The organism is Ferrovibrio sp. GW821-FHT12F09, assembly GCF_058806775.1.
This window is the reverse complement of the sequence record NZ_JBXAPZ010000001.1, coordinates 2,336,294-2,362,165: the sequence shown is the minus strand read 5'-3', so window position 1 is coordinate 2,362,165 and position 25,872 is coordinate 2,336,294. Positions and strand designations below refer to the sequence as shown.

The 25,872-nt window shown below is 64.2% G+C and carries 25 protein-coding genes; 3 read left to right on the top strand and 22 right to left on the bottom strand.

Annotated elements, in window-relative coordinates; translation table 11 throughout:
* Positions 1 to 64: 64 nt before the first annotated feature.
* Positions 65 to 1,327 carry a SulP family inorganic anion transporter gene (locus AC1ROB_RS11730; protein ID WP_492970986.1) on the top strand — a complete coding sequence of 421 codons (1,263 nt, stop codon included), beginning with the start codon at positions 65 to 67 and terminating at the stop codon, positions 1,325 to 1,327.
* Here AC1ROB_RS11730 and AC1ROB_RS11725 read toward each other — a convergent pair.
* From AC1ROB_RS11725 to AC1ROB_RS11705, 5 genes are all read right to left on the bottom strand, one after another.
* Positions 1,293 to 2,756 (bottom strand): NAD(P)H-hydrate dehydratase, encoded by a 1,464-nt coding sequence (locus AC1ROB_RS11725; protein WP_492970987.1) that lies wholly within the window; start codon positions 2,754 to 2,756, stop codon positions 1,293 to 1,295. The genes AC1ROB_RS11730 and AC1ROB_RS11725 overlap by 35 nt on opposite strands.
* A complete protein-coding gene (locus AC1ROB_RS11720; RefSeq protein ID WP_492970988.1) occupies positions 2,753 to 4,156 on the bottom strand; it encodes an amidase in 1,404 nt (467 codons plus the stop codon). The genes AC1ROB_RS11725 and AC1ROB_RS11720 overlap by 4 nt, the downstream gene beginning before the upstream one ends.
* Before the next feature lie 13 nt (positions 4,157 to 4,169).
* A complete protein-coding gene (locus tag AC1ROB_RS11715; protein ID WP_492970989.1) occupies positions 4,170 to 5,555 on the bottom strand; it encodes a cytochrome P450 in 1,386 nt (461 codons plus the stop codon).
* Between the two features lie 5 nt (positions 5,556 to 5,560).
* Positions 5,561 to 6,331, bottom strand: a complete 771-nt coding sequence (locus AC1ROB_RS11710) for an SDR family oxidoreductase (protein WP_492970990.1) — start codon at positions 6,329 to 6,331, stop codon at positions 5,561 to 5,563.
* 61 nt (positions 6,332 to 6,392) lie between these two features.
* Positions 6,393 to 7,487, bottom strand: coding sequence for an FIST signal transduction protein (locus AC1ROB_RS11705; protein ID WP_492970991.1), 1,095 nt, complete (start codon positions 7,485 to 7,487; stop codon positions 6,393 to 6,395).
* A gap of 100 nt (positions 7,488 to 7,587) precedes the next feature.
* Between AC1ROB_RS11705 and AC1ROB_RS11700 the strand changes: the two genes are divergently transcribed.
* On the top strand, positions 7,588 to 8,037 hold the full coding sequence (locus AC1ROB_RS11700) for a DUF2147 domain-containing protein (RefSeq protein WP_492970992.1): 450 nt from the start codon (positions 7,588 to 7,590) through the stop codon (positions 8,035 to 8,037).
* On the opposite strand, the gene AC1ROB_RS11695 is transcribed toward AC1ROB_RS11700, so the two are convergent.
* The 15 genes from AC1ROB_RS11695 to AC1ROB_RS11625 all read right to left on the bottom strand — a co-directional run bounded on the left by AC1ROB_RS11695 (position 8,034) and on the right by AC1ROB_RS11625 (position 22,683).
* Entirely contained in the window at positions 8,034 to 8,777 is a 744-nt protein-coding gene (locus AC1ROB_RS11695) for an aspartate/glutamate racemase family protein (RefSeq protein ID WP_492970993.1), read from the bottom strand. The genes AC1ROB_RS11700 and AC1ROB_RS11695 overlap by 4 nt on opposite strands.
* Positions 8,777 to 9,613: a GNAT family N-acetyltransferase gene (locus tag AC1ROB_RS11690; protein ID WP_492970994.1), complete on the bottom strand. Its 837-nt coding sequence runs from the start codon at positions 9,611 to 9,613 to the stop codon at positions 8,777 to 8,779. The genes AC1ROB_RS11695 and AC1ROB_RS11690 overlap by 1 nt, the downstream gene beginning before the upstream one ends.
* 7 nt (positions 9,614 to 9,620) lie before the next feature.
* Complete coding sequence (locus tag AC1ROB_RS11685) at positions 9,621 to 10,463, bottom strand: ABC transporter permease (RefSeq protein WP_492970995.1); 843 nt, start codon at positions 10,461 to 10,463, stop codon at positions 9,621 to 9,623.
* A 2-nt stretch (positions 10,464 to 10,465) separates the two neighbouring features.
* Positions 10,466 to 11,317 carry an ABC transporter permease gene (locus AC1ROB_RS11680; protein WP_492970996.1) on the bottom strand — a complete coding sequence of 284 codons (852 nt, stop codon included), beginning with the start codon at positions 11,315 to 11,317 and terminating at the stop codon, positions 10,466 to 10,468.
* 44 nt (positions 11,318 to 11,361) lie between these two features.
* A complete protein-coding gene (locus tag AC1ROB_RS11675; protein WP_492970997.1) occupies positions 11,362 to 12,669 on the bottom strand; it encodes an ABC transporter substrate-binding protein in 1,308 nt (435 codons plus the stop codon).
* A gap of 39 nt (positions 12,670 to 12,708) precedes the next feature.
* Positions 12,709 to 13,734, bottom strand: a complete 1,026-nt coding sequence (locus AC1ROB_RS11670) for an ABC transporter ATP-binding protein (protein ID WP_492970998.1) — start codon at positions 13,732 to 13,734, stop codon at positions 12,709 to 12,711.
* 188 nt (positions 13,735 to 13,922) lie between these two features.
* Positions 13,923 to 14,975, bottom strand: a complete 1,053-nt coding sequence (locus tag AC1ROB_RS11665; RefSeq protein WP_492970999.1) for a Gfo/Idh/MocA family protein — start codon at positions 14,973 to 14,975, stop codon at positions 13,923 to 13,925.
* Complete coding sequence (locus tag AC1ROB_RS11660; protein ID WP_492971000.1) at positions 14,975 to 15,739, bottom strand: ABC transporter ATP-binding protein; 765 nt, start codon at positions 15,737 to 15,739, stop codon at positions 14,975 to 14,977. The genes AC1ROB_RS11665 and AC1ROB_RS11660 overlap by 1 nt, the downstream gene beginning before the upstream one ends.
* A 1-nt stretch (position 15,740) precedes the next feature.
* Entirely contained in the window at positions 15,741 to 16,484 is a 744-nt protein-coding gene (locus AC1ROB_RS11655; protein WP_492971001.1) for an ABC transporter ATP-binding protein, read from the bottom strand.
* On the bottom strand, positions 16,481 to 17,476 hold the full coding sequence (locus AC1ROB_RS11650) for a branched-chain amino acid ABC transporter permease (RefSeq protein ID WP_492971002.1): 996 nt from the start codon (positions 17,474 to 17,476) through the stop codon (positions 16,481 to 16,483). The genes AC1ROB_RS11655 and AC1ROB_RS11650 overlap by 4 nt, the downstream gene beginning before the upstream one ends.
* Complete coding sequence (locus AC1ROB_RS11645; RefSeq protein ID WP_492971003.1) at positions 17,473 to 18,351, bottom strand: branched-chain amino acid ABC transporter permease; 879 nt, start codon at positions 18,349 to 18,351, stop codon at positions 17,473 to 17,475. Before AC1ROB_RS11645 ends, AC1ROB_RS11650 begins: the two co-directional genes overlap by 4 nt.
* Before the next feature lie 95 nt (positions 18,352 to 18,446).
* Positions 18,447 to 19,589 carry an ABC transporter substrate-binding protein gene (locus AC1ROB_RS11640; protein WP_492971004.1) on the bottom strand — a complete coding sequence of 381 codons (1,143 nt, stop codon included), beginning with the start codon at positions 19,587 to 19,589 and terminating at the stop codon, positions 18,447 to 18,449.
* A 218-nt stretch (positions 19,590 to 19,807) separates the two neighbouring features.
* Positions 19,808 to 20,692 carry an SDR family oxidoreductase gene (locus tag AC1ROB_RS11635; RefSeq protein ID WP_492971005.1) on the bottom strand — a complete coding sequence of 295 codons (885 nt, stop codon included), beginning with the start codon at positions 20,690 to 20,692 and terminating at the stop codon, positions 19,808 to 19,810.
* A 5-nt stretch (positions 20,693 to 20,697) separates the two neighbouring features.
* A complete protein-coding gene (locus AC1ROB_RS11630; protein ID WP_492971006.1) occupies positions 20,698 to 21,885 on the bottom strand; it encodes an acyl-CoA dehydrogenase family protein in 1,188 nt (395 codons plus the stop codon).
* A 21-nt stretch (positions 21,886 to 21,906) separates the two neighbouring features.
* Positions 21,907 to 22,683, bottom strand: a complete 777-nt coding sequence (locus tag AC1ROB_RS11625) for an enoyl-CoA hydratase-related protein (RefSeq protein WP_492971007.1) — start codon at positions 22,681 to 22,683, stop codon at positions 21,907 to 21,909.
* Between the two features lie 131 nt (positions 22,684 to 22,814).
* On the opposite strand from AC1ROB_RS11625, the gene AC1ROB_RS11620 reads away from it, so the two are divergent.
* Positions 22,815 to 23,474 (top strand): TetR/AcrR family transcriptional regulator, encoded by a 660-nt coding sequence (locus AC1ROB_RS11620; protein WP_492971008.1) that lies wholly within the window; start codon positions 22,815 to 22,817, stop codon positions 23,472 to 23,474.
* Here the strand turns inward: AC1ROB_RS11620 and AC1ROB_RS11615 are convergent.
* Both AC1ROB_RS11615 and AC1ROB_RS11610 read right to left on the bottom strand, forming a co-directional pair.
* A complete protein-coding gene (locus AC1ROB_RS11615) occupies positions 23,471 to 24,250 on the bottom strand; it encodes an enoyl-CoA hydratase/isomerase family protein (RefSeq protein ID WP_492971009.1) in 780 nt (259 codons plus the stop codon). The two genes, AC1ROB_RS11620 and AC1ROB_RS11615, sit on opposite strands and share 4 nt — an antisense overlap.
* Before the next feature lie 12 nt (positions 24,251 to 24,262).
* Positions 24,263 to 25,870 carry an acyl-CoA carboxylase subunit beta gene (locus AC1ROB_RS11610; RefSeq protein ID WP_492971010.1) on the bottom strand — a complete coding sequence of 536 codons (1,608 nt, stop codon included), beginning with the start codon at positions 25,868 to 25,870 and terminating at the stop codon, positions 24,263 to 24,265.
* Positions 25,871 to 25,872: the final 2 nt, after the last annotated feature.

The following is a 25,872-nucleotide window of genomic DNA, read 5'->3' as shown; positions in this document are numbered from 1 at the left end:
TTATAATACCACTATCGCCGCGGGGTCCCGGCGTCTGGCATATTGGCGCAGCACGGGGCGCTGCATGTTCATACCGAAGCTGATCACCTGTCTGCGGGAAGGCTATGGCCTGGCCGTGCTGCGGCGCGATGCGCTGGCGGGGCTGACGGTGGCCATCGTTGCCCTGCCGCTGGCCATGGCGATTGCCATCGCCTCGGGCACCACGCCGGACAAGGGCCTGGTCACCGCGATTGTCGCCGGCTTCCTGATCTCGGCGCTGGGCGGCAGCCGCCACCAGATCGGCGGGCCGACCGCCGCCTTCGTCATCGTCGTCTATGGCGTGATCGAGACACATGGCTTCGACGGCCTGCTGATCGCCACCCTGATGGCCGGGGCCATGCTGATCCTGCTCGGCGCGCTGCGACTGGGCACGCTGATCAAATACATCCCCTATCCTGTGGTTGCCGGTTTTACCGCCGGCATCGCCCTCACCATCCTCTCCACCCAGGTGAAGGATTTCTTCGGCCTCGACCTCGCCCGTGTGCCAGCCGATTTCCTCGCCCGCTGGAGCGACTATGCGCGCGCAGCACCCAGCATCGACCCGATCACCACCGCGATTGCGCTGGTCACGCTGGGCCTCATCCTGATCCTGCGCAGTTGGAAACCGGCCTGGCCTGCCATGCTGATCAGCATCGTCATCGCAACCGTGCTGGTGCATCTGCTGGACCTGCCGGTCGAGACCATCGCCGATCGTTTCGGCGCCATCCCCAGCCAGTTGCCCGCACCATCGATCCCCGCCGGCATGACCTGGCAGCGCCTGCTGGACCTGCTGCCCAGCGCCATCACCATCGCGCTGCTGGCCGGCATCGAGAGTTTGCTGTCCTGCGTGATCGCCGACCGCCTCACCGGACGGCAGCACAAATCCAATATCGAACTGATCGGCCAGGGTGTGGCCAATATCGCCTCGGCGCTGTTCGGTGGCCTGCCGGCGACCGGCGCGCTCGCCCGCACCGCCACCAATATCAAGGCCGGCGCTGTAACACCGGTGTCAGGGATGCTGCATGCCGCCTTCCTGCTGCTGTTCATGTGGCTGCTGGCGCCGCTGGCCGGCATGGTGCCGCTGGCGGCGCTGGCCGGAATGCTGGTGATCGTGGCCTGGACCATGAGCGAGGCCGAACGGCTGCCGCAATTCCTGCGGGCCACCCGCGGCGAGCAACTGGTGCTCGTCGTGACCTTCGTGCTGACCGTGGTGGTGGACATCACGGCAGCACTGCTCGCCGGCGTGGCGCTGGCGCTGCTGCTGAAGCTGCCGGCTATGATCCGCGCAAGGCGGCCAACGGACGCCTGACCGCATCGGGCAGGTCATCGGCGATCAGTCCGGCGCCAGCTTCCGATGCCGCCGCACCATGCAGCCAGACGGCGGCGCAGGCCGCCTCGAAAACCGGCATGCCCTGCGCCAGCAGCCCGACGCAGAATCCGGCGAGCACATCGCCGGCCCCGGCCGTTGCCAGATCAGGAGACGCATTCGTGTTGATCGCCGCCTGCCCGTCAGGACTGGCGATCACGGTGTCGGCGCCCTTCAGCACGACCACGGCGCGGCTCAGCCGCGCGGCGGCGCGTGCCCGCGCCAGCTTGGGCAGGTCAACCAGATCGGGAAACAGACGCGCGAATTCGCCGTCATGCGGCGTCAGGATCGTGGGTCCCCTGACGGCGGCGAATAGCGCCTTCGGGGTGTCGGCAAAGACGGTGAGCGCATCGGCATCCAGCACGACACTGCGTTTGGTGGCCAGCGCCGCCAGCACCGCCTGCCGCGTCGCCATGCCACCGCCATTGCCGGGGCCGAGCAGCAGCGCATTGCAGCGCGGATCGGCGATCCTGCGGCGCCAGTCGGGGATACCGTCGCAGCGCAGGCGCATCAGCGCATCGGGACTGCCGGCCTGCAATATGGCTGCCTCAGGCTGCGCCAGCGTCACCAGCCCCGCACCGATGCGCAACGCCGCATGGCCGGAGAGCCGCGCGGCCCCGGCCAGCGCACCGCCGCGCACCAGCGCATGGCCGCGCGCAAATTTGTGGCCGTCAACCTGCCGCACCGGCAGACGGTGTTTCCACAGCGCCGGATCGTTGCGCCACTGCTGCGGCGCGATGGCGTCCAGAACGCCATCGGGAATGCCGATATCGGCCACATGCAACGCGCCGCAGAGCAGACGGCCCGGCAGCAGCAGATGGCCGGGCTTGGGCCGGAAGAAGGTGACCGTGCGGGTGGCGCGGATCGCCGTGCCACGGATTTGGCCATCGTCGCCATGCAGGCCGCTGGGCAGATCGACGGCAATCACCGGCTTGCCCTTGGCATTCACCGCCTCGACCAGCGCCAGGGCTGCGCCGTCGAGAGGTTTGCTGAGCCCGGCGCCGAACAGCGCATCGACAATGATATCGGCCTGCATGACCTGCGCCGGCGTCGCGGCGATCACCGGGCCGGTCCAGCGCTGCGCCATCGTGGCCGCGTCGCCCTTCAGTGCATCGCGCGGCCCGAACAGCAGCAGCCGCACGGTGCGGCCGGCCGCCTGCAGCAGCCGCGCCGCGACGAAACCGTCGCCGCCATTGTTGCCCGGACCGCAGAGGATCAGCACGCTGCCCTGCGGATGATGCCGCTGCACCATGCGCGCCACGGCGGCGCCGGCCGCTTCCATCAGTTGCACGCCCGGCAGGCCGGCAGAAATGGCGGCGCGGTCGGCTGCCGCCATTTCCGAAACCGTCAGCAGGGCGGCATTGGCGTTCATGCGATCTGCGGCCGCGGCTTGTGCCAGTCGGTCGCCGCTTCATAGGCCGCGCCGGCGCGCAGCAGCAGCTCTTCGCGATGCATCGGCCCGACCAGTTGCAGGCTGACCGGCAGGCTAGATTTCGAGAAGCCGCAGGGGATCGACAGGCCCGGCTGCTGGGTCAGGTTGAAGGGATAGGTGAAGGGTGTCCATTCAGTCCAGTAGGCATCGCCCATGCTTTCGGGCGCCAGGCGACCGGCGGTGAAGGGCAGCACGGCAAGGCTGGGCGTCAGCAGCAGGTCGTATGTCTCATGGAAACGCTTCATCAGCACGCCGAGTTTGCCGCGCTCGTTCTGCGCCTGCAGGTATTCCTTCGTGGTGATCTTCGCACCCGCCTCGGCGGTCTTCTGCAAGCCGGGATCAAGCAGCGCGAATTTCTCTTTCGAGAGCGCCATGGTGGCGTTGTGCGCGCCAAGGAACCAGTGCACATGAAACATTTCGATGGGATCGGGGAAACCCGGATCGACCTGCTCGACGATAGCCCCCAGAGCGGCAAACTGCTTCGCCGCCACATCCACGGCCGCCGCGATCTCGGGATCGACTTTGGCAAAGCCCAGCGTCGGGCTGTAGGCGATCTTCAGCCCCTGCACGCCCTCGTTCAGGTTTGACGTGTAGTCGCGGCCATCGTAAGGCAGCGCGAACCAGTCGCGCGCATCGGGCTTCACCATCTCGTTCAGCATCAGGGCCGCATCGCGCACCGTGCGCGTCATGGGCCCGAGATGCGCGACGGTGCCAAACGGGCTGAGCGGCGCGGCCGGCACGCGGCCGAAATTGGGTTTGAGCCCGACGATGCCGGTGAAGCCGGCCGGAATGCGGATCGAGCCGCCCCCATCGGTGCCGACGGCAAAAGCCCCCAGCCCGGCCGCCACCTGCGCCGAGGCGCCGCCGGACGAGCCGCCGGGCGTGAGGTCGGTGTTCCACGGATTGCGCGTTATGCCGGTGAGTGGAGAATCCGTGACACCTTTCCAGCCCAGCTCCGGCGAGGTGGTCTTGCCGAGGATGACGCAGCCGGCCTCGCGCAGGCGCGCGGTGACGGGGGCATCCTCATCCCAGGCCTGATCGGGATCGACGGTCTTCGAGCCGCGCAGGGTCGGCCAGCGCCGGGTCAGGATGATGTCCTTGATCGAGGCGGCAACGCCATCGACGGGGCTGAGCGGCCGGCCGGTTTTCCAGCGCGCCTCGGAGGCTTGCGCATCGCGCAGCGCAGAGCCCTCGTCCACCAGGTTATAGGCGTTGAGCTTCGGGTTGACGGTGGCGATGCGCTTCAGCAGCGCCTGCGTCACCTCCACCGGCGACAGCGTGCCGGCACGGAAGGCATCGGCCTGGTCGGCCGCCGGCAGGTAGCACAGGTCTTCACTCATCGGATATCCCCGGTCAACGCGGCTGGAGGGTCATCGGCAGGCCGGGCGACGGCCGCAGGGTGATCTTGGCCACCGGTGCGACCTCCGCACCCGGCACCAGACGCGCACGCAATTTCTGCGCCAGCGTCGCCAGGATCAGCACCGCCTCGATCATCGCAAAGCCCTGCCCGATGCAGATGCGCGTTCCGGCGCCGAACGGCAGATAGGTGTAGCGGCGGCGCTGCGCGGCCTTGCCGGGGGCGAAGTTCTCCGGATCGAAGCTGTCGGGGTTCTGCCAGTACAGCCGGTGCCGCTGCATGATCCAGGGCGAAACAATCACCATGGTGCCGGCCGGGATGGCCATATCGCCAAAGCGATCATCGGCGACGGCCTGCCGCGCCGTGGTATGGGCCGGCGGGTAGAGTCGCATCGTCTCCTCGATCACCATGCGGGTATAGACCAGCTTCTCGTAATCGCCATAGACCGCCGCGCGGCCGCCCAGCACGGCATCAAGCTCGGCATGCAGCTTTGCCTCCACGTCCGGCGCATGGCTGAGCAGATACCAGGTCCAGGCCAGCGCCGTGGCCGTGGTCTCATGCCCGGCAAGGAAGAAGGTGGCCATCTGGTCGCGCACCTCGCGGTCGTCCAGCGCCGCTCCGGTTTCCTCATCGCGCGCGGCCAGCAGAAGGCCGAGCAGGTCTGAACCCAGATCGCCGCCATTCTGCGTGGCCCGCTCGCGCCGGCGCTGGATCAGGCCGTTGATGATGGCATCCATGTCGGCCAGCGCACGCTGGCCCTCGCGCGCATCGGGACGCGGCACCCAGCGCGGCAGCCCGAGCAGATCCGGGATATTGGGCCGCACTGTGACCTGGTAACGATCCATCGCTGCGCCCACAGCCGAAACGTCGGTGCCGTCATCCGAACCGAACATGGTGCGGGCGATGATATCCAGCGTCAGCAGCATCATCTGCTCGGCCAGGTCTATGCTCTGCCCCGCCGGCAAGGCGGTCAGCCGTGCGGCCAGCTTCGCTGAGAAGTCGGTCATGATCTCAGCAAAGCCGGCGAGCCGGCGCGGCTGGAAGATCGGCGCCATCATGCGGCGCTGGCGCTTCCACTCCGCGCCTTCGCTGGTCAGCAGGCTGTTGCCCAGACCGGGCTCCAGCAGGCGCTTGCCCACAGGATCGCGCTCGTAGTTCGCCGCATTGTCGAGCATGACATGGCGGATCAGATCCGGGTGGTTGGCCAGGATCATCGGCTTGAAGCCGAGACGGTAGAGGATGATGTCGCGCTCGAAGGCGTCTTTCGTGTAGGTGCCGACGGTATTCTCGCGCAGGGTCCGCAGCAGCTTGAACAGCGGCAGGCGCCGGTCGTGCCGTGGCGGAAATGCCGGAATGAAGGGCAGCGTATCGGCGGCGGTCATGCGGTTTACAGTGTCGTCGTCATGCCGCCATCGACGGTGAGCAGATGGCCGTTCACATAGGCGGCCGCCGGCGAGGCCAGGAACAGCGCGGCGCCGGCCAGTTCCTCGGGTTTGCCCCAGCGCCGCAATGGCGTGCGGTCGTTGACGAATTTCACGAACTCGGCGTTCTTCATCAGCTCGAGATTCAGCTCGGTCTCGAAATAGCCCGGCGCAATGGCATTGCAAGTAACGCCCGATGGCCCCAGCTCGGCGGCGAAGGCCTTGGTCAGGCCGAGAATGCCATGCTTGGCCGCCGAATAGGCGGGAATGCTGGCACGGCCCTTGATCGACAGCACCGAGCCGATGTTGATGATGCGGCCATGGCCGCGCCTGGCCATGCCGAGGCCGGCGGTGCGCGAGAGCGCGAAGGCCGCCGTGAGATCGACCTCCAGCACCTGGCGCCAGTCGTCCAGCGTATAGTCGCCGAGCGACTTGCGGATATTGATGCCGGCATTGTTGACCAGGATGTCGAGCTTGCCATGGACCTTCTCGATGGCGGCAATCGCCGCCTCGCCGGCGGGAATATCGGCGACGTCGAAGGCCGCGATCTCGGCCATGCCGTGTTTGCGCACCACCTCGGCTGCCGTTTCAAGGGTCTCGACATGGCGGCCGTTCAGCACCACCAGCGCGCCGGCCTCGGCAAACAGTTTGGCGAATTCCAGTCCGAAGCCCCGGGACGCTCCGGTGATCAGGGCGACCTGGCCGCTGAGATCGAACAGACGCTGCATCATGCCCATGATTGTTCCTCCGCTGCCGCAGAGTTTAGCGTTTTGGGCGTGGGATGCCAGCCTGCCGGCGTCAGAGGAACAGGGCCAACACGCCGGTATAGCCGTAGAGCCGGGCCTGGGCGATTTCGCCGCCGCAATACATGCCGACCAGCGGCAGATCGGGGAAGACGGTCTGGATGCGGGCCAGCTCGCTCGGATTCTGCACGAACTGGTCCTGGCAGCGCGCCATGCAGGAATACCACAGCGCCCCGCGCGGCACGCGGTCGCCGCAGCGGCGCTTGAGATCAGTGAGCATGCGGTCCATGTCGCGGCCCGCACTCTCGATATCGCGGCGACAGAAGAAGATCTGGTCGCCCTCCTCCACCATGGCGCCGATGGCGAGGCCGCCGGCCTGCGGATCGATGCCGACGATGTTGCGCACCAGGTAATCCGGCCGGTCGGCGCCGGTGATCGGCAGGCCAACCATCAGGCCGCTGCTGAGCTTGCGCAGATCGGTCAGCGACTGCACGGCGAAGCTGTCGCGCAGTACGTCATAGGCCGGCTTGGAATCCAGTTCGAGAATCACATTGCCGTCGGCGGCGGTGATGCTGTGCATCTCGCCGATCTGGGTGCAGCCCTGGGTCAGGCCGGTCAACACCGGCTGGGCATCGGAGAAGACCAGCCCCGACATGCCGCCCTCAACCGCGCCATCGGCCCATTGCGGACGCGGGCCACGCGCCGCGATCAGGCCGCCAATCAGATAGGCGCCGCAGGCCTCGGCAAAATCCTCGATCAGTTCAGGCAGGGCCGGAACCTGCGGATCGGCATGCACGATGCCGAGCCAGCCCTGCGGCCGCTCGGTCGGACGCTTGAAGATGGTGGCGCTGCCTTCGGGCACGGTGCCGACCAGGCAGGCGACGACGGGCTCGTCGCAGAATTCGGTATCGCCGGCGGCAACGCTGTAACCACAGGCGGCAATCATGGCGGAGATGCCGGTCGCCTCGGACAGGCGTTTCAGGATTTGCGGCAGGCGGTCGGCCATGCGGTCGCTGACATAGACGAAGCCGACATTGGCGGAGTCCGGCAGCGGCATGAGCTGCAGCAGACAGCCATCCACGGCCATCCGCCAATCCTCCGCGGCGCCGACTCCAAGGCGGAATCGCGAGCCTGTGGTCTGTTCGCTCATCGCCATCCTCCTGTGCTGCCGATCACAGTATAATAGACTGGCGGCTGCCGAAATGGGTCAAACCGTGAAATGATGCAATTGTTCCAGCCGGGAAACTGTCATGTTGCACCGCTTCTGCCTGCTCCTCATCCTGATCGCCTTGCCGGGCCTGGCCGCGGCAGCCGACCTGACCAGCCCGGTCGGGCGCTGGAAGACCATCGATGACGAGACCGGCAAGGAACGCAGCATTGTCGAGGTCAGCGATACCGGCACGGAGCTGCAGGGCCGCATCCTGAAAATCTTCTACCAGCCCGGCGACAAGATCGATCCCGTTTGCGAATTGTGCGAAGGCGAGATGAAAGACAAGCCGGTGATCGGCCTGACCTTCCTCTGGGGCCTGAAGCGTGATGGCAGCGACTGGACCGGCGGCGCCGTGCTCGATCCGAAGAACGGCAAGATCTACAACGCCAGGGTCAGCCTGACCGATGGCGGGAGCAAGCTGCGGATGCGCGGCTATATCGGCACGCCGCTGCTCGGTCGCACGCAGGTCTGGCTGCGCGAAGCCGACTAAATCCCGGAAAGATGTTTCGCCAGCGCGGCTGACAGCCCGATGCTGGGCACCTGGGGCGGCAGCGCGAAAGTGCCGGCCATCGCCTTGTCGAAGTTCGATGCCGCCACCGCCTCGGCCATGCGCATCACCGCGACGGTGCTGTCGATCACCGGCACCGGCACGCGGTCACGGATCATCGGCACCAGGCCGGCCAGACCGGCGCCACCAAGGATGACATGGTCAGCGCCGTCTTTCGCCGCAGCCACACAGGCATCGGCCAGCAGCGTCATCGCCGCATCGGGGTCGCGTGCGATATCGCCGCCGGTGGGCGCGACGGTCTGCACCGAGGCGAGCTTGTCGCTCATGCCGCGGCTGGCGACGAATTCGCGCAGCATCGGGCCCCAGCGTTCGCCGCCGGTGACGATGCCGAATGCCTTGCCCAGGCTGGCCGCCAGCTGGATCGAGGCATCGGCCATGCCGACCACCGGCACGGGGCAGATCTCGCGCAGGCCGTCCAGGCCCGGATCGCCGAAGCAGGCCAGCACCACGGCATCGAAGCTGCCGTCATCTGCCTGGGCCCAGGCATCGAGAGCGGCATGGGCGGCAATGGCGTAGGAACTGCGCGTCGCCACATAGGCCGCGCCGAAGCGGCCGGTGACGCCGACCAGGTCTGTACCGGGCGCGACCACGCCGCGCGCCACATCCAGAACCTTGTCGGTCATCGCCTGAGTGGTGTTGGGATTGATCAGCAGCAGTTTCATCAGCCCAGCTCGAAGGTGGTGATCCCGTAGAGGCCCGCCATCTCGACCACGGGCGCCGCTCCCTTATACATGCGCGCCGTCTCGAATGCAGGCGTCAGTCCGGCGGCTTCGGCCAGTTTCACGGCTGCGGGATTGGTTTCGGGCACATCGAGGAAAACCGGGCCGGGGCAGTTCTCGCAGAGCGCTGCGAACAGACTTTCGGCAATCGCCGGCGTTTCGGCATAGAGCGGTCCGATCTTGTGGCCATCGCGGCAGGGCCGGATGGTGCCGAGCCCGCTTAAATGTCCATCGGTGATGCTGGCGAGGCTGCGATGGCCGGGCGCAGACAGCCAGCCGGCCAGGAAACCGTCCCGCGGGGCCGGAAAGAACCTGCGGTCATAGGCGGCCAGACGATCAAAGCCGATTCCGGCCGGATCGAGGAACCGCTGCGCCTTATCCAATTTCGGGATGCCGCCATAGCGGATATTGCGATGGGCCAGCGCGAAACCGGATTTGCGGTAGTTATCCTGCTGCGCCACCACGCCATCAAGGCCGATGGTGCGATCGCCCAGATGCGCAAGGCCGGCCTGCCATACCGCCATGCCCTTCCCCTTGCCGCGCCAGGCCGGCGCCGCAATATAGAAACCGAGAAAGCCGTAACCGGCGCCATAGCGCACCACGGCGATGCAGGCGACCGGTTCGCCATCCTGCAGCCCGACCAGGAAGCCATGCGGATCGGCGGCATGGAATAAAGCCGCATCCTGCAGGCCGGGATTCCAGCCCTCGGCCGCCGCCCAGTCGACCGCAGTGTCGAGCTGGGCGCGGCTCATCACCTGAACGCTGAATCCGGCAGACATTGTTTGTTTATACGCCCCTGCCGGCATCCGAGCCATGGCGCGCGCGTCGCCAGCGCACAAAGCTGACCGCCCCCAGCGCCAGAATGATGATAAGAAAGGAAAAGCCACTGGTCACCGTGCCCAGCGCATAGAGCACCGGCGTGGTGACATTGGTGGTCATGGCATAGATTTCCAGCGGCAGCGTATTGTCGGTGCCCGCCGTCATCAGGCTGCGGGCGAATTCATCGTAGGACAGGGTCAGGCCGAACAGCGCGATGCCGATCAGGCTGGGCAGGATGATCGGAATCACCACATGGCGGATCACCTGCCAGGGCGTGGCACCGAGGTCGCGCGCCGCTTCCTCATAGGATTTGTTGAAGCGGTTGAAAATGGCAAACATGATGAGCAGCCCGAAGGGCAGCGTCCAGGTCAGATGCGCGGCCAGGCCGGAGGTGTACCAGGTGGTGTCCCAGCCGAGGATGCGGAACTGCAGGCCGATGCCGAGGCTGACCAGGATGGACGGCACGATCAGGCTGGCAATGGCCAGATAGAAGACGAGCCCTGAGCCACGGAAGCGGTGGCGGAAGGCCAGGCCGCCGGCCAGCGCAATCGCCACCGTCAGCAGCATGACGATCACGCCCAGCGCAAATGACCGCGCGAAGCTGCCCGCGAAATCGCCGACCATCTGCTTTTCGGTCAGATTGCGGAACCAGTTGACCGAGATGCCGCGCATCGGGAAGGTCAGGCCGCCCTCCGGCCCCTGGAAGGACAGGATGAAAATGGTCGACATCGGGCCGTAGAGGAACAGCACGAACAGGATGAAGAAGGCGCCCAGCGCATAGAAGCTCTTGCCACGCTTGCGATCCTGCATGGCTACAGCTCCTTGCGGATATCGACGATCCGCATCATCGCACCGACCATCAGCAGCACCACGACCAGCAGGATCACCGCATTGGCGGCGGCGGCCGGATACTGCAGCAGCGATATGGCATTGGCCATCATCAGGCCGACCGAGGCGCTCTGGCCGCCGCTCATGAAGCGCACGGTGACAAAATCACCCATCACCAGGGTTACGACGAAGATCGAGCCGATGGCTATGCCGGGCTTGCACAGCGGGATGATGACATTGGTCAGAACCTGCAGGCCACTGGCGCCGGCATCATAGGCGGCCTCCATCAGCGAACGGTCGATCCGCATCATCGAGTTGAAGATCGGCACGATCATGAACAGCGTGTAGAGATGCACGAAGGCCAGAACCACGGCGAAATCGGAAAACAGCAGAAATTCCAGCGGTTCCTTCACGATGCCGGTACCGACAAGGGCGGAGTTGAGCAGGCCGTTGCGACCCAGGAAGGGAATCCAGGAAATCATCCGGATGATGTTCGAGGTCAGGAACGGCACCGTACAGATCAGGAAGCAGGCCGTCTGCCAGGTATCGCTGCGCACATGGAAGGCCAGGAAATAGGCGATGGTGAAGCCGATGGCCAGCGTCACCACCCAGACAATGGCCGCATAGCGCAGGGTATTGAGGTAGGTGCGCAGCGTAACCGGGCTGCCGAGCAGCTCCGTGTAATTGGTCAGCACGAAATCCGGAATGATGCGCGCGAAATCGTAATCCCAGAAGCTGACCACCAGGATGGTCAGGATGGGCATAACCAGGAAAGCGCCGAAGACAAAAGCCAGCGGCGCGACCTGCAGATACGGTGTGTAATTGATGCGTTTCATGGAAGCGCCGCGCAGGCTTCAACCTGCGCGGCGTGTCCTTCAGATCAGGCGGCGATGAACTCGTTCCATTTCTGAACCATGTAGCGGTCCTCATCCATCACGGCGTTCCAGCAGGCGACCTTGCCCATGCGGTTCTCGAAAGAACCGCCATCGCGCACGGCGCCGGCCTTTTCGAGCAACTTGCCATCCGGACTCATGATATCGGCCTTGGCCGGCTGGCCTTCCATCCAGAAGGCCCATTCCTCCGGCGACATATGCTGCTTGGCGGTATCCAGCACCGCCGAGTAGTAGCCCTGGCGGTTGAGGTAAGCGCCGACCCAGCCCGAGAGATACCAGTTGATATACTCATAGGCGGCATCGAGTTCGAGGCCGGTCAGATGCTTGGCGATGCCCAGACCGCCGCCCCAGGCGCGATAGCCTTCGGCCAGCGGCTGGTAGACACAGGGGATGCCCTTCGACTTCACGGCGGTGACGGCCGGCGACCACATCGACTGGATGATCACCTCGCCCGAAGCCATCAGGTTGACCGATTCATCGAAGGTCTTCCAGAAGGCGCGGAACTGTCCGGCCTTCTTGGCCGCGGTCATGATGGCGATCGTCTTGTCGATCTCGCCCTTGGTCATGTTGCCCTTGTCGCCGTACTTGATCTCGCCCATGGACTCGCAGATCATGGCGGCATCCATGATGCCGATGGACGGGATGTTCAGGATCGACGCCTTGCCCTTGAATTTCGGGTCCATGATGTCTTTCCAGTTGGCGATCGGACGGCCAACCAGATCCGGGCGGATGCCCAGCGTATCGGCGTTGTAGATCGTCGGGATCATGGTCATCCACTGGGTCTGCGACTTGGCGAACTTGGTGGAATCCTTACCCTCGACAAAGCCGACCGTGTGCGGCGCCGTGCCCTGGGCGATCACGCTGTCGGGCTTGAGCTTGCCACTGAGGAACAGCGGTACGATCTTATCGACATTCTTGATCTTGCTGGTGTCCATCGGCTGCATCACGCCGGCCGGGAACACCTTTTTGCAGATCCAGTATTCGATATCGGCGATATCGAAGGATTTCGGCTGCGTCACCGCGCGCTGGGCGACGGCGTCGGAATCCAGCGCCGTCATCTGCAGGGTGATGCCGGTATCGACCTTGCACTTCTCGGCAATGGCATTGAGGTTGGACACGCCGGTGCCGAACTGGCGCAGGGTGACATTCTTGATGTTCTGCGCCCAGATGGTGGGAAAGCCGGTGATGGCCCCGCTGCCCGCCGCCAGACCGACACCGGCCGCCGCGCCTTTGAGAACCGTTCGGCGATTCATGCCACGCTTCATTTCCGTCGTTCCTTTATTCTTGCCGGACATGTCGTCCTCCTCTGTTGTCACGCGGCTGGAGCCGCTTGCCTACTCTTCAAGAATGTGAACGCTCTCCTGCGGCCAGGAGACGGCGACGCGATCGCCGAGCGCGACCGGCGCGGCGAAAAACGTGCTTTCATCAACTGCAACCGAGAATTCGTCCTGGTCGACGCTGAAACCGGCGTCGCCGTCGGGACTGATCCCGACATGGACAATGCTGCCCAGATACTCCACGGCGCGGACCGTGCCGGCGAAACCCGCCTGACCGCCAGCAGCCGGCACCAGGGATGCATGATCGGCGCGGACCGACATGCGACGCCGACCCGAGCCATTGGCCGGGTAGTCGAGAATGTTGTGACCGCCGATGAAACGGGCGACGAAAGGCGTGCGAGGCCGGTTGAACACATCGCGCGCGCTGGCGGCCTGTTCGATCCGGCCCCTGTTCATCACCACCACCAGATCGGCGAGCGCCATGGCCTCTTCCTGGCTATGGGTGACATGAATGAAGCTGATGCCGAGTTCCTTCTGCAGGCGCTTCAGTTCCTCGCGCATCTTGGCACGCAGGAACGGATCGAGCGCCGAAAGCGGTTCGTCCAGCAGCAAGGCGCTCGGACCGGTGATCAGGGCACGGGCGAGTGCGATACGCTGCTGCTGACCACCGGACAACTGCGCCGGCAGACGTGCGGCATAATCCTGCATATCGACCAGACGCAGCAGTTCCATGGCCTTGGCGCGCCGCTCGGCTTTTTTCACGCCTTTCATCTTCAGGCTGAAGGCGACGTTATCGACGCAGTCCAGATGCGGGAACAGCGCGTAATTCTGAAACATCATGGCGGTGCCGCGCTGGGCCGGCGTCAGGTCGTTGATGACGCTGTTGCCAAGCAGGATATCGCCGCTGCTGATATCCTCATGACCGGCGATCATGCGCAGCGTGCTGCTCTTGCCGCAGCCGCTGGGGCCGAGCAGACAGCAATAGGTGCCGGCCGGAATTTTCAGGTTTATCGAGTCGACGGCGATGGCGTTGCCGTAGCGCTTGAGCACGGCCGCCAGTTCTATATCGCCCTTATTCGCCATTACGGTGTCCGCAGGAGGGTCATTGCCTGGGAACGATGCAAGGCAAATGCCAGCCGGTCGCAGGCGGGCTTTCCGCGCCAACCTGTCGATTGTATGCAATCGATGTATTCATCTCGGGCAGGGCCGCCCGCACGACTGGTTATTATTTGGGCTTACGCTCAAATTCGGCGCACTCAATGCCCGCGCCTTTACTCCGTCAACACTATCCGGCGCCCTGTCTCCGCCGCCTCATAAACCGCAAGCGTGGTACGCAAAGTCCAGGCCCCATCGCTGGCGTCGATGATCGGCATGGCCCTGCCCCGGATGACATCGCAGAAATGCGCCAGCTGGTTGACCAGAGGGTCGGTCCGTTCAAACGCAAGGCGATCTGCCAGCAGGGGCGCATTCCAGCCCCGCTCAGCCTCATAGCGCCAGTGCCGCATGCTCGGCACCGCCAGCGCGCCTTCGGTGCCGGCGATGAAGTAGCAGTCTTCCTGGCCGTTCCCTTGCGGGGGCGGATAGGCCGGGTTCTCGCGTGCGGTCAGCTCCCAGCTCCAGGGGGCCGCAGCGGAATCGGACAGCGTGATGGTGCCCAGCCCGCCATCGACAAGCTGGAAATTGATCACGGCGCTATCCTCGACCGCAAAGCCGCGCAGGCGGTTGGCGGTCATGGCCTGCAGCGATGCGAAATCGCCACAGATGAAGCGCAGGTCGTCGATCGCATGGATCAGGTTGATCATGATCGGTCCGCCGCCAGCCTCGCGCCGCCAGGCCATATCGAAATAGGCATCCGGCTTGAGGAAGGTGACGAAAGCCGTGACAGTGGCCAGACGTCCGATACGACCCTCGCGCACCAGTTTGCGCGCTTCCTGCAGGATCGGGCTGTGGCGGCGATGATGTCCCACCAGTGTGGCGACGCCGTGTTTTGCCGCTGCCGCAATCACCTGCCCGGCTTTCTCGGCGGTTTCCGTCACCGGTTTTTCGATCAGCACCGGAATGCCCCGCCGGATACAGGCCATCGCATTGTCGGCATGGGCCACATTGGGCGTGGCGATGATCGCGCCATCCGGTTTCTCGGCCGCCAGCATTGCGTCGAGGTCCGTGTAATACGGCGCGCCCTGCTCTTTCGCATAATCTGCCGCCTGCGACGCGGGATCGACAATGGCCGCGAGCTGGCAGTCCCCTGACTCCCGTATCCGTTCGATATGGGCACGGCCGATCAGACCGGCGCCCGCCACGGCGATGCGCAGGCGCGCCGGCATCAGGACACTGCTGCCGGCTGCAATCCGCCACCCAGGAACAGCGCGGCGATGCGCGGATCGGCCAGGATGCTGCTTGCCGTGTCCTCGATCCGGGTCTGGCCGAGTTCAAGCACCAGGCCGTAATCCGACATCTGCAGCGCCTGTTTGGCATTCTGCTCGATCAGCAAAACGCTGACGCCCCGGTCGCGGAGGCCGGTGAGGATGCCGAAAACCTCCTGCACCATCAGCGGCGACAGGCCGATGGAAGGCTCGTCTACCAGGATCAGTTTCGGATCGAGCAGCAGGCCGCGCGCCACTTCCAGCAGCTTCTGCTGGCCGCCCGAGAGCGTCGAGGCCTGTGCGTTGGCCTTCTGTGCCAGCATGGGAAAACGGGTCATCATCGCCTCGACCCGCCCGGCCAGACCGGACTGGTCGGCCAGCGCCACGCCACCGAGCTCCAGGTTATGCCGCACCGTCAATTCGGGGAAAATGTTGCGGCCCTGCGGGATATAGCAGACGCCGGCATCCAGCATCTGGCGGGGTTTGAAACTGGTGACGTCGCGCCCTTCGAGGCGGATGCGACCCGACCGGATGTCAAGCAGGCCGAAGATCGCCTTGAACATGGTCGACTTGCCAGCGCCGTTCGGCCCGATCACCGTGGTGATGCTGCCGCGACGGATCCGCGCCGCGGTACCGTTCAGGATCGTCATCTTGCCGTAGCCGCCGACGACGGCATCCAGTTCGAGAATGAAATCACTGTCGCTAATGAAATCGCCGTCGCTCATGTCAGTGCCCCAGATAGGCTTCGATCACCCTGGGGTCGCGACGGATCGCATCCGGCGGCCCTTCGGCGATGATCCTGCCCTCGGCCAGCACCAGGATGCGGGTGCAGAGCGACATGACGAATTCCATATTGTGCTCGATGACGACGAAGGTGGCATTGCTTTCGCGGTTGATCGCCTGCAGCCGCTCTTTCAGGCTGGCCAGCATGGTGAGATTGACGCCGCCGGCCGGCTCGTCGAGCAGCACCAGACGCGGGCCGGCCATGAAGGCCATGGCCGCATCCAGCAGTTTCTGCTGGCCATAGGACAGCCCGCCGGCTTTCTCATCGGCCAGATGGCCGAGGCGGAAGAAGTCGATCATCCGGTCGGCATCCGGTGTCAGCCCCGCATCGCGCGGACCGAACAGACGGCGCAGGCGCGACTGGCGATGCTCCTGCCCGGCCAGGATCAGGTTCTCGCGCACGGTCAGCTGCGGGAAGACCTGCAGCAGTTGGAAGGTGCGGCTGATGCCGCGGCGATTGAGTTCGGAGGGTCGCAGCCCCGTCACCGTTTCACCATCGACCGTGACTTCGCCCTTGCTGGGCACCAGCTGGCCGAGGATGCAGTTGAACAGCGTCGACTTGCCGGAGCCATTCGGCCCGATGATGCCGAGAATCTCGCCCTCATGCACATCGAAGGACACATCCTGCACGGCCTGCAGGCCACCGAAGGACTTCGACAGGTCGCGGACTTCCAGCACCGCATTCATGACACCACCTTCACGGCGGTCTGACGGCGCAGGGCCGCGACCAGCCGCATATAGAGGCCGACGATGCCGCCCGGCGAAAAGGTCATCATCAGCATGACCAGAACGGCATAGATCAGCAGGTAGTAGCCCTGTGCGAAGCGCAGCCATTCCGGCAGCAGAACGGCAACGGCCGCCCCGATGAACGGGCCGATGAAGGACCCGGCGCCACCGACCACCACCATCAGCAGGAACAGGAAAGACGGCCCGAGTGCAAAGGGATTGGGATCGATGAATTCCACCAGCGGGGCATAGAGCGCCCCGGCAAAGCCGCCATAGGCCGAGCCGATGGCGAAGGCGAGCAGCGTATAGAGCCGCACATCGACGCCCAGGCTTTCCGCGCGGATCGGGTTCTCGCGCAGTGCCGTGAAGGCGCGGCCCCAGGGCGAACGGATGATCCACCAGAGCGCAAAGGTCAGCAGCGCTGTCACGCCCAGCACGAACCAGTAAAAATAGAGATAGGGCCGCATGCTGATGCCGAACAGGCTCGGGCGTTTGATATCCGACAGGCCCATCACGCCGCCGGTCAGCCATTGTTCATTGCGGAAGACCAGCCAGGCCAGCACGGCGAAGGCCAGGGTCACAAAGGCCAGATAATGTTTCTGCACGCGCAGTGCCGGCACGCCGAGAACAATGCCGATCACGAAAGCCGCGGCGCCCGAAAGCAGGAAGGCGAAGCCGAAGGGCATGCCCGCCTTGGTCAGCAGCGCAGTGGTATAGGCGCCAATGCCGAGGAAGGCTGCCTGCGCCAGGGTTTCCTGACCGGCATAGCCGACGATCAGGTTGACACCCATGGCGGCAATCGCCGTCACCAGCCACAGCGTCATGATGTAGGTGCCGTAGCGCTTCAGTCCCGGATAAGGCAGCCCCAGGCCGGTAAGGTCGACCGGAGCCAGGATCAGGACGACGCCAAGCAGAACGAGCAGCGGCAGCAGCCAGCGGGAGGACGCGCTCATACCGCCCGCTCCTCTTTGCGGCCCAGCAGGCCCTGCGGCCGGAACAAGATGAAGAGGACCAGCAGCACCAGCGGTACGGCCTGGCGATATCCGGTGGAGACATAGGCGGCGGCCAGATTGTCGACAATGCCGACCAGCAGGCCGCCGGCAATGGCGCCGCGCACCTGGTTGAAACCGCCGACGATGGCGGCCACGAAGGCCGCGAGCCCCAGATGCTCGCCGTTGGAGAATTTCACCAGATAGATCGGCGAGATCAGCAGCGACGCCATGGCGGCCAGGCCGGCATTGATCAGGAAGGTGTACATAATCATGCGCTCGACCGGCACGCCGAGGATGCGGGCGACCGCGGGATTCTGCGCCGTGGCCTGCATCTGCCGGCCGGTCCGGGTGCGGCCAAGAAACCACTGCAGGGCGACGATGACACCCAGGGCGATGACCAGCACGCCGATCTGCGACAGCGACAGACGGATGCCGAACAGATCGATCAGCGCATCCGGGAAGATATAGGGAAAGGGCTGCGCTTCGGCGCTGTAGACATCCTTGGCGCCTTCCTTCAGCAGGATGCCGAGCGCGATGGTGGAAATCACCAGCGGCAGCACGCCCTGTTTCAGCATGGGATCGACCACCACGATCTTGAACACCACGCCCAGCAGCAGCACCGCAACCAGGATGGCGGTCAGGCTGGCGGCCCAGAACGGAAAGCCGAACCACTTCATGGCGGCCAGCGCGAAAAAAGCCGGCAGCATGACGAACTCGCCCTGGGCAAAGTTGATGGTCTGCGAGGTCTGCCAGAGCAGGGTGAAGCCGATGGCCGCCAGGGCGTAAATCGCACCGGTAGCAAGGCCGGCGATCACCAGCTGAAGTAAGTCCGTCATGGCCTGTATCCCTGTTGGTGTCGCAGCCTGGCCGCGGGCCGCAGCATCGGAGCCGCGTCCGGCCGGCGGCAAAGCCACCGGCCGGATCGTCGCGATTACGGCTTCAGCTTCGGCAGGGTCTGGGTGATGACCTGCTTGCCGCCCTTCACTTCCGCCAGGAAGCTGATGCGGTCGATCTCGCCCGTCGCATCCCAGGTGCCTTCCATCAGGATGCCCGGGGTCTTGTCCGGCGTGATGGTCAGGCCATGCAGGGCCGCGGCAATCGCCTTGGCGTCCAGCTTGCCGGCCTTCTCGGCGGCAGCCTTCACCATGAAGACGGCGATATAGCCCTTCATGCCGTTGTGATCGGGCTTGTACTTGTACTTGGCTTCGAACTTCCTGCCGAATTCCTGTACGGCCGGGATCGGGGCATCGACGGTGAGGCCGACATGACCCTTCACGCCGTTGGCGGCGTCACCGGCCAGATCGATGACCTTCTGGCCCAGCAGGGTGGTTTCGCCGATCATCGGCTTGTTCAGATTCTGCTTCTTGGCTTCGAGCAGGAAACGGGCGCTTTCTTCTTCATTCAGATAGATAAAGACTGCGTCGGCATTGGCGCTCTTGAGCTTGATGACATCGGCGGCGAAATCGGCCTGGCCGGCTTCGGTCGAAACATCGGCCGCCACCTTGATATTGCGGATACCCAGTTCCTTGATGATGGCGTCGCGGCCGCCCTTGCCGAAATCGTTGTTCACATAGACGACGGCGACCGACTTGGCCTTTTCGCCATCGCGCAGATAATTGGCCAACTTCGGCATCGAGACATTCTGGCCGAACGAGGTGCGGAAGATGTATTTCGAGCCCTGCGCCGTCAGATCGCCGGCCTCACCGCCCATGATCTGCGCCACTTCGGCATCGGCCGTCAGCTGCATGGTGGCCTTCACCGAACCGGAATAGATCGGGCCGAAAATGACCAGAGGCTTGTCGTCCAGTGCCTTCTGGATGGCGGCACGCGCGACACCGGGATTGGTCTGGGTGTCGACGATCAGGGCTTCCACCTTCTTGCCCAGGATGCCGCCGGCGGCATTCACCTCGGCAATCGCCATATCGACGCCGTTTTTCCAGTTCGTTCCGACGGTGGCGCCGCCACCGGACAGTTCGATGATATTGGGCAGCACAATGGTGTTCTGCGCATAGGCCGGCGTGGCGGCCAGCAGACCGGCAGCGACCAGCGCTCCGACCAGTTTCGGATTGAGCATCGTTTCCTCCTCGTTTTGTTGGCTGAGACCCGGCGAGCCGACCGCAGCAGGGCGCTACTGTGAAACGAGCGGAAGTTAACGTCAATTACCAAGGTATTCCAGTATGCAAACCTGGGGTTATTTTTGGCAGTCGCCCGGCTGCGCCGTTTGCGGTGCCGGGGACCATAATGGCCCGCAGACTTCAAACGCACGCAGGACCTGTGTCGCTCTGCCTGTCGTCAGGACGGCTTGCGCGGTTCCAGCGATCGCGAGGCTTCGACAAACCAGTCCGGCTTGTCGGTGGTCCAGACTTCGCCCCAGAGATGACCCGCCCCGGTGATCTCGATCGTCTCGCCGGAGATGAAGGCGCCCGCCGGCCCACCGGCAAACAGGATCGCTTCGGCGATCTGCCAGGGATTGCCCGCCTGACGCAGGGGATTGCCATTCTCATAGCGCGCCCGCACCTCAGGCGCATAGACATTCCAGCCCTCGGAGCGGATTGCGCCGGGTGCGATGCAATTCACGCGGATGCCCAATGGTCCCCACTCCACCGCCACCGCTTCGCTGAAAGCGATGACGCCGGCGCGTGCCGCGCAGCTATGCGCCACATTATGCAGGCCGCGCGGGGAAACCACCACATTGACGATGCTGCCGGAACGGCCGGCATCGCGCCACCGGCGCGCAGAGACCTGCATCAGGTTGAACGCCCCGTTCAGATTGGTGTCGATAACGGCCCGCCACCCCTTCTCGCTGTAGTCGATCGCCGCCTGCGGAAACTGGCCGCCGGCGGAATTGACCACGATATCCGGCGGACTACCCCAGGCCCCCTGCATGGCATCATACAGACCTTCGACGGCATCGCGCTGACGAACATCGACCGGCAGGGCGATGCAGTCGAGCCTGCGCGCCGCCATGGCATCGGCAACGGGTTGCAACCGCTCCAGTTTGCGGCCAGCGATAACAATCCGCGCCCCCAGCCGCGCCGCCAGCCAGGCCGTGGCGCGCCCGATCCCGCCACCACCGCCGGCCACCAGAACCGTCAGGCCGGCCAGGGAACCGGCAGCAAGATTGGTCGGGTGGTCTGCCAGCATGGCATCCGACAGCTCCAGGGGTTGTTCGCTCATGATGGTCAGCTCTTCAGAATTTCGCCGCTGATGATCATCTTGCGGACCTCGGTTGTGCCCGCGCCGATTTCCAGCAGCTTGGTGGCGCGGAACAGGCGGTTGATTTCAGACTCCCAGATATAGCCGCTGCCGCCATGAATCTGCACGGCATTGTCGAGCACCTTGTTCATCGTATCGGCCGCATACATCACCGATGCTGCCGTCAGGGCATGAATGCTGCCCCGGCCGCCGCCGCCAACTTCCAGGTCGTTGGCCTCGGCCAGCACGCGATAGGTGAAGACCCGCATGGTTTCCACCATCACATACATGTCGGCGATACGGGACTGGATCATCTGGAAATCGGCAATCGGACGGCCGAACTGCTTGCGGGTGCGCGCGTATTCGATGCTCAGCGCCAGCGCGCGCTCCGAAATGCCGAGACAGATCGGTGCGATCATCGCGCGCTCCAGATCCAGCCCACTCATCACCACAGAGACGCCACGATTTTCACCACCCACCACATTGGCAGCCGGCACACGGCAATCGTCAAAAACCAGTTCCGCTGTCTGGCTGCCACGGAAGCCCATCTTGGTCAGCTTCTGCGCCACCTTGAAGCCGGGGAAATCCTTCTCGACGATGAAGGCCGAGATGCCTTTCGCGCCGTCAGCCGGATTGGATTTGGCATAGACCAGCAACACATCAGCCACCGGTCCGTTGGTGATGTATATCTTGGTGCCATTGAGCAGGTAGTCATCGCCATCGCGCCGCGCCGTGGTCCGCATGGAGCCCAGCGCATCCGAACCGGCGCCCGGTTCGGTCAGGCCAAGCGCGCCCGTCTTGCTGCCATCGCACAGGCCCGGCAGGTATTTCGTGCGTTGCTCGTCATTGGCATTGCGGAAAATATTGTTGAGACAGAGATTCTCATGCGCGACCCAGCTCAGGGCCAAGGCATGGTTCCAGCGCGAGAAGGCCTGTAGGATCAGGCCGCTGGTCATCAGGTCGGAGCCGACACCGCCGAATGCCGGATCGACGGTGATGCCGAAATAACCTGCCTTGCCCAGTTTCGGGAAGGCGTCCTGCGGCCACCATTCCTCGTTGTCCATGCGCGCCGCCAATGGATACAGTTCCTGCTTCGCGTAGCGATCGGCCGCATCCAGAATGCCGCGCTGATCGGCGGTGAGCGAGAACTGCGAATCCGATTCTGCAACTGCCATGGGTTCCTCCTCAAAGACTTTTTATTGACCGGTAAAATTCGGCGAACGTTTTTCCTGGAAAGCGCGCATGCCTTCTTTGGCGTCTTCACTGCGCGCCATCGCCGGCAGCATCAGCTGGGCATATTCCAGCGCTTGCCGCACCGCCATGTCGCGCATGGCATGAAACCCCTGCTTGCCGAGCCGTATGGCGGTCGGCGAACGCGCCGCCAGTAGCGTCGTCAGTGCCTCGATGCGCGCATCCAGCCCGGCGGCCGGCACCACTTCGTTGACGATGCCCCAGTCCATGGCGCGCTGCGCCGGGATCGCTTCGCCGGTCATGCACAGCTCCATGAAGCGGCGCAACGGCATGACCCGCAGCATGTATGGCATGATCATCATGGGAAAGAGGCCGATCTTGCTTTCCGGCGTGCCAAACGTGGCCGTATCGGCAGCGATCGCCATGTCGCAGGCGCAGACCAGGCCAAAACCGCCCGCCAGGGCATGGCCATTGACCCGCGCAATAATCGGCAGGTCGCAGTCTTCCATCAGCTTGAACAAATCGACGATGTAGTTTCGCGGATTCGCAGGGTCGACCGTGAAGGGCGCACCATCGGCAGTCGGTGCCAGATCGCCACCGGCACAGAAGGCCCTGTCACCCGCCCCGGTCAGCACGATGACCCGGATATCCGGATTGGCCTGGGCGGCGCGAATGCCATCGGCGATGCCGGTCGCCACGGCCGCATTGATGGCATTCCGGCGCTCCGGCCGATCGATCACGATATGCTGCACCGCGCCCGATGCCCTGAGACTGACGCTCATCGCCCCGCTCCTTCTTCCGCCGGGAAGCTGCCGCCGCCATCGGCACATCGATGACGGCCCACTTCCTCCCGCATGCCAAATGAATTATATTCATTATGAACGACCCCACGACACCGCATGAGCAGGCGCGTATGGCGAAGCCGAAAAAACGACGAGCAAGTCGTCTGCCGCGCGAACGGCGTGAAGCCGATATTCTGGCTGCGGCCCGCATCGTGTTTCGCCTGCGCGGATATGAAAACGCCTCGATCTCCGAGATCGCCGAGCGTGCCGGTATCGTTGAAGGCTCGATCTACCGCTATTTCACCAACAAGCGCGAACTTCTGATCCGCGTCATCGAAGAGTGGTACAGCGGCATGATCGCCGAGGACGAAGAGCATCTTGCCGCCGTCCAGGGCACCCGGAACCGCCTGCGTCATGCGATCTGGCATCACCTGAAGGTGCTGCATGAAGAACCCGGCCTGAGCCGTCTGGTGTTTACCGAGTTCCGGCCCGATGCCGCCTATCGCCAGACCCAGATCTTCGCCCTGAACCGCCGCTACACCACGCGCGTACTGGATATCGCACGCGCCGGTATTGCCTCGGGGGAGTTCCGCAGCGATGTCTCTCCGGCGCTGGTGCGCGACCTGATCTTCGGCTGCATCGAGCATCACACCTGGGCCTTCCTGCGCGGTGAGCGTGAGTTCGATATCGAGAACATGGCAGACACCATCACGAGCCTCGTCTGCCAGGGACTGACCGCAGAGCTGTCCAACACCAGTCCAGTCGCAAAAAAACGGGCGCGTGCACGCTAACGGCTCCGCCGCTTCGCGATAAACGCATCCAGAAGCGCCATCGTCTGCGGCGTCGCCGCCAGTGTCGATACCTGTTCGGCTTCCATGGCAAGTTGCTGCTGCGCACTGGCTGACGGACTGGCAGCCAGAAGTGCCTTGAGCGCCGCCAGAGCGGCTGGCGACATGGCCGCCAGACCGCGCACAACGTTCTCCACCTCGGCCGGGAAGATGGCGTCCTCATATATCCGGGCAACAATGCCGAGCCCCAGCGCCGTTTCGGCATCCAGCGCCGGATTCAAGGCCATGATTTCAAACGCGCGGCGCATGCCAACCGCACGTGGCAGGAAATAGGAGAGGCCGCCATCGGGCGACAGACCGGAAGCGCTGTAGGCGCTGGTGAACCGGGCCGAACGCGACGCCAGAATCATGTCGGTGCTGAGCGCCAGACTGAAACCACCGCCGGCGGCGATTCCGCGCACCGCAGCAATCGTCGGCAGTGGGCCATGATGCAGCTTCAGAATGCCGACATGGAACAGCGTCGCCATCTTCAGGACATGTGCCTTCAGATCGGCACGATGGGCGATAAAGTCATCGATATCGCCGCCGACACTGAAGAAATCCCCCTGCGCTTCCAACAGGACGACGCGTGCACCGCGATCATCCAAGCAGCGATCGACCGCATCGACAAAGGCCAGGCACCAGTCGAGGTCGATGGCATTGCGGCGGTCGGCGCCGGTCATGACAATGCGGGCGATACCATCGGCGATGCTGGTCTGCAGGCGATTGCTTGCGGTCATGCTCCCTCCCCGTTACAGCCGCAGCACGCCGTAGCCCGGCGTACCGAATGGCGCATTCATCGCCGCCGAAATGGCGATACCCAGGGCATTACGGGTATCCACCGGGTCCAGCAGGCCATCATCCCAAAGCTCCGAGGTGGAGTGATAGGCCGACAATTGCGCCTGATAGGCTGCCAGCGTCTGATCCCGCAGCGCCTGCATATCGGCCGACGTCTCGGTCAGGCCGTTGCGTTCCAGCTGCCGGAGTTTGACATCGACCAGCGTGTTCGCGGCCTGCTCGCCGCCCATTACGCCGATCTGATGATTCGGCCAAGCGAAGAGGAAGCGCGCATCGAAAGCGCGGCCACACATGCCGTAATTACCGGCGCCGAAGGAGGCATGGCACATGACGGTGAACTTCGGCACATGGCTGCAGGCCTGCGCCATGATCATCTTGGCACCATCCTTGGTGATGCCAGCGGCCTCGTAATCGCGCCCCACCATGTAGCCGGTGATATTCTGCAGGAACAGCAAAGGCGTGTTGTTCTGATTGCACAGTTCGATGAAATGCGCGCCTTTCAATGCGCTTTCATTGAACAGAACACCGTTATTGGCCAGGATGCCGATCTTGTAGCCCCAGATATCGGCATAGCCGCAAATTAAGGTGGTGCCATAGGCCGGCTGGTATTCGTGGAAGCGGCTGCCATCGACCAGACGGGCAATCACCTCGCGCATCTCGAAGCCTTTTTTGATCGAATCCGGAATGATGCCGTAGAGCTCGTCTGGATCGTAGAGCGGCGGTTCGACGGCCACTGCAGGCAGCAGGGTTTTCGCCTGCGGTTCCCATTGCGCGACAATCTCCCGCCCGATGGCGATGGCCTCCAGTTCGGTGGCGGCCGGATAATCACAGGTGCCGGAAACCCTGGTATGGAGATCAGCGCCGCCGAGGTCATCGGCCGTGACAACGGCGCCCGTCGCCGCCTTCACCAGCGGTGGGCCGGCCAGGAAGACGGCGCCCGTGCCGCGAACGATGACATTGTAATCGCTGAGCGCCGGTATATAGGCGCCGCCGGCCGTGCAATGACCGAACACCAGAGCCAGTTGCTTGATGCCGGCCTTGCTGAGCAGCGACTGGTTGCGGAAGATGCGTCCGGCCATATGCTTGTCGGGGAAAACCTCCGACTGCATCTGCAGAAAGCCGCCGGCGGAATCGCAAAGATGGATAACGGGCAGCCGGTTCTCGAGCGCGATTTCCAGGCAGCGCACGATCTTCTTGACTGTCAGCGGAAACCACGCGCCACCCTTGATCGTCGGATCATCGGCATGAATCATCACTTCGCGTCCGGCCACGATGCCGATGCCGGTGATGCTGCTGGCGCCGGGAGATGCGCCGTCATAGGCCATATTGCCGGCCAGGGTCGACAATTCCAGAAACGGCGTGGCTGGATCCAGTAGGCGTTCCAGACGCTGCCGGGGCAACAGCTTACCCTGCCCCGCCAGCCGGTCGATGTCGCGCCGGGGTCGGTCGGTGCGTGCCGCCGACTGCATCTTGCGCAGTTCCTCCGCCAGCGCACGGTTCGCGCTGTACCGGCGGCGGAATTCTTCGTCGCCGGTGCGGATCGATGAGCGGATGATCCCCATGG

Bases quoted from the DNA above. Each gene is read 5' to 3' on its own strand.
- AC1ROB_RS11665 (WP_492970999.1), bottom strand. From the start codon at position 14,975: ATGCCGGCGCGCCTGCGCATCGCCGTGGCGGGCGCCGGTCTGATCGGC.
- AC1ROB_RS11625 (WP_492971007.1), bottom strand. From the start codon at position 22,683: ATGAGCGTCAGTCTCAGGGCATCGGGCGCGGTGCAGCATATCGTGATC.
- AC1ROB_RS11730 (WP_492970986.1), top strand. From the start codon at position 65: ATGTTCATACCGAAGCTGATCACCTGTCTGCGGGAAGGCTATGGCCTG.
- AC1ROB_RS11610 (WP_492971010.1), bottom strand. From the start codon at position 25,870: ATGGGGATCATCCGCTCATCGATCCGCACCGGCGACGAAGAATTCCGC.
- AC1ROB_RS11680 (WP_492970996.1), bottom strand. From the start codon at position 11,317: ATGAAACGCATCAATTACACACCGTATCTGCAGGTCGCGCCGCTGGCT.
- AC1ROB_RS11660 (WP_492971000.1), bottom strand. From the start codon at position 15,739: ATGAGCGACGGCGATTTCATTAGCGACAGTGATTTCATTCTCGAACTG.
- AC1ROB_RS11710 (WP_492970990.1), bottom strand. From the start codon at position 6,331: ATGGGCATGATGCAGCGTCTGTTCGATCTCAGCGGCCAGGTCGCCCTG.
- AC1ROB_RS11640 (WP_492971004.1), bottom strand. From the start codon at position 19,589: ATGCTCAATCCGAAACTGGTCGGAGCGCTGGTCGCTGCCGGTCTGCTG.
- AC1ROB_RS11720 (WP_492970988.1), bottom strand. From the start codon at position 4,156: ATGAGTGAAGACCTGTGCTACCTGCCGGCGGCCGACCAGGCCGATGCC.
- AC1ROB_RS11670 (WP_492970998.1), bottom strand. From the start codon at position 13,734: ATGGCGAATAAGGGCGATATAGAACTGGCGGCCGTGCTCAAGCGCTAC.
- AC1ROB_RS11655 (WP_492971001.1), bottom strand. From the start codon at position 16,484: ATGAATGCGGTGCTGGAAGTCCGCGACCTGTCGAAGTCCTTCGGTGGC.
- AC1ROB_RS11715 (WP_492970989.1), bottom strand. From the start codon at position 5,555: ATGACCGCCGCCGATACGCTGCCCTTCATTCCGGCATTTCCGCCACGG.
- AC1ROB_RS11630 (WP_492971006.1), bottom strand. From the start codon at position 21,885: ATGGCAGTTGCAGAATCGGATTCGCAGTTCTCGCTCACCGCCGATCAG.
- AC1ROB_RS11620 (WP_492971008.1), top strand. From the start codon at position 22,815: ATGGCGAAGCCGAAAAAACGACGAGCAAGTCGTCTGCCGCGCGAACGG.
- AC1ROB_RS11650 (WP_492971002.1), bottom strand. From the start codon at position 17,476: ATGAGCGCGTCCTCCCGCTGGCTGCTGCCGCTGCTCGTTCTGCTTGGC.
- AC1ROB_RS11645 (WP_492971003.1), bottom strand. From the start codon at position 18,351: ATGACGGACTTACTTCAGCTGGTGATCGCCGGCCTTGCTACCGGTGCG.
- AC1ROB_RS11635 (WP_492971005.1), bottom strand. From the start codon at position 20,692: ATGAGCGAACAACCCCTGGAGCTGTCGGATGCCATGCTGGCAGACCAC.
- AC1ROB_RS11705 (WP_492970991.1), bottom strand. From the start codon at position 7,487: ATGAGCGAACAGACCACAGGCTCGCGATTCCGCCTTGGAGTCGGCGCC.
- AC1ROB_RS11725 (WP_492970987.1), bottom strand. From the start codon at position 2,756: ATGAACGCCAATGCCGCCCTGCTGACGGTTTCGGAAATGGCGGCAGCC.
- AC1ROB_RS11690 (WP_492970994.1), bottom strand. From the start codon at position 9,613: ATGTCTGCCGGATTCAGCGTTCAGGTGATGAGCCGCGCCCAGCTCGAC.
- AC1ROB_RS11700 (WP_492970992.1), top strand. From the start codon at position 7,588: ATGTTGCACCGCTTCTGCCTGCTCCTCATCCTGATCGCCTTGCCGGGC.
- AC1ROB_RS11675 (WP_492970997.1), bottom strand. From the start codon at position 12,669: ATGTCCGGCAAGAATAAAGGAACGACGGAAATGAAGCGTGGCATGAAT.
- AC1ROB_RS11695 (WP_492970993.1), bottom strand. From the start codon at position 8,777: ATGAAACTGCTGCTGATCAATCCCAACACCACTCAGGCGATGACCGAC.
- AC1ROB_RS11615 (WP_492971009.1), bottom strand. From the start codon at position 24,250: ATGACCGCAAGCAATCGCCTGCAGACCAGCATCGCCGATGGTATCGCC.
- AC1ROB_RS11685 (WP_492970995.1), bottom strand. From the start codon at position 10,463: ATGCAGGATCGCAAGCGTGGCAAGAGCTTCTATGCGCTGGGCGCCTTC.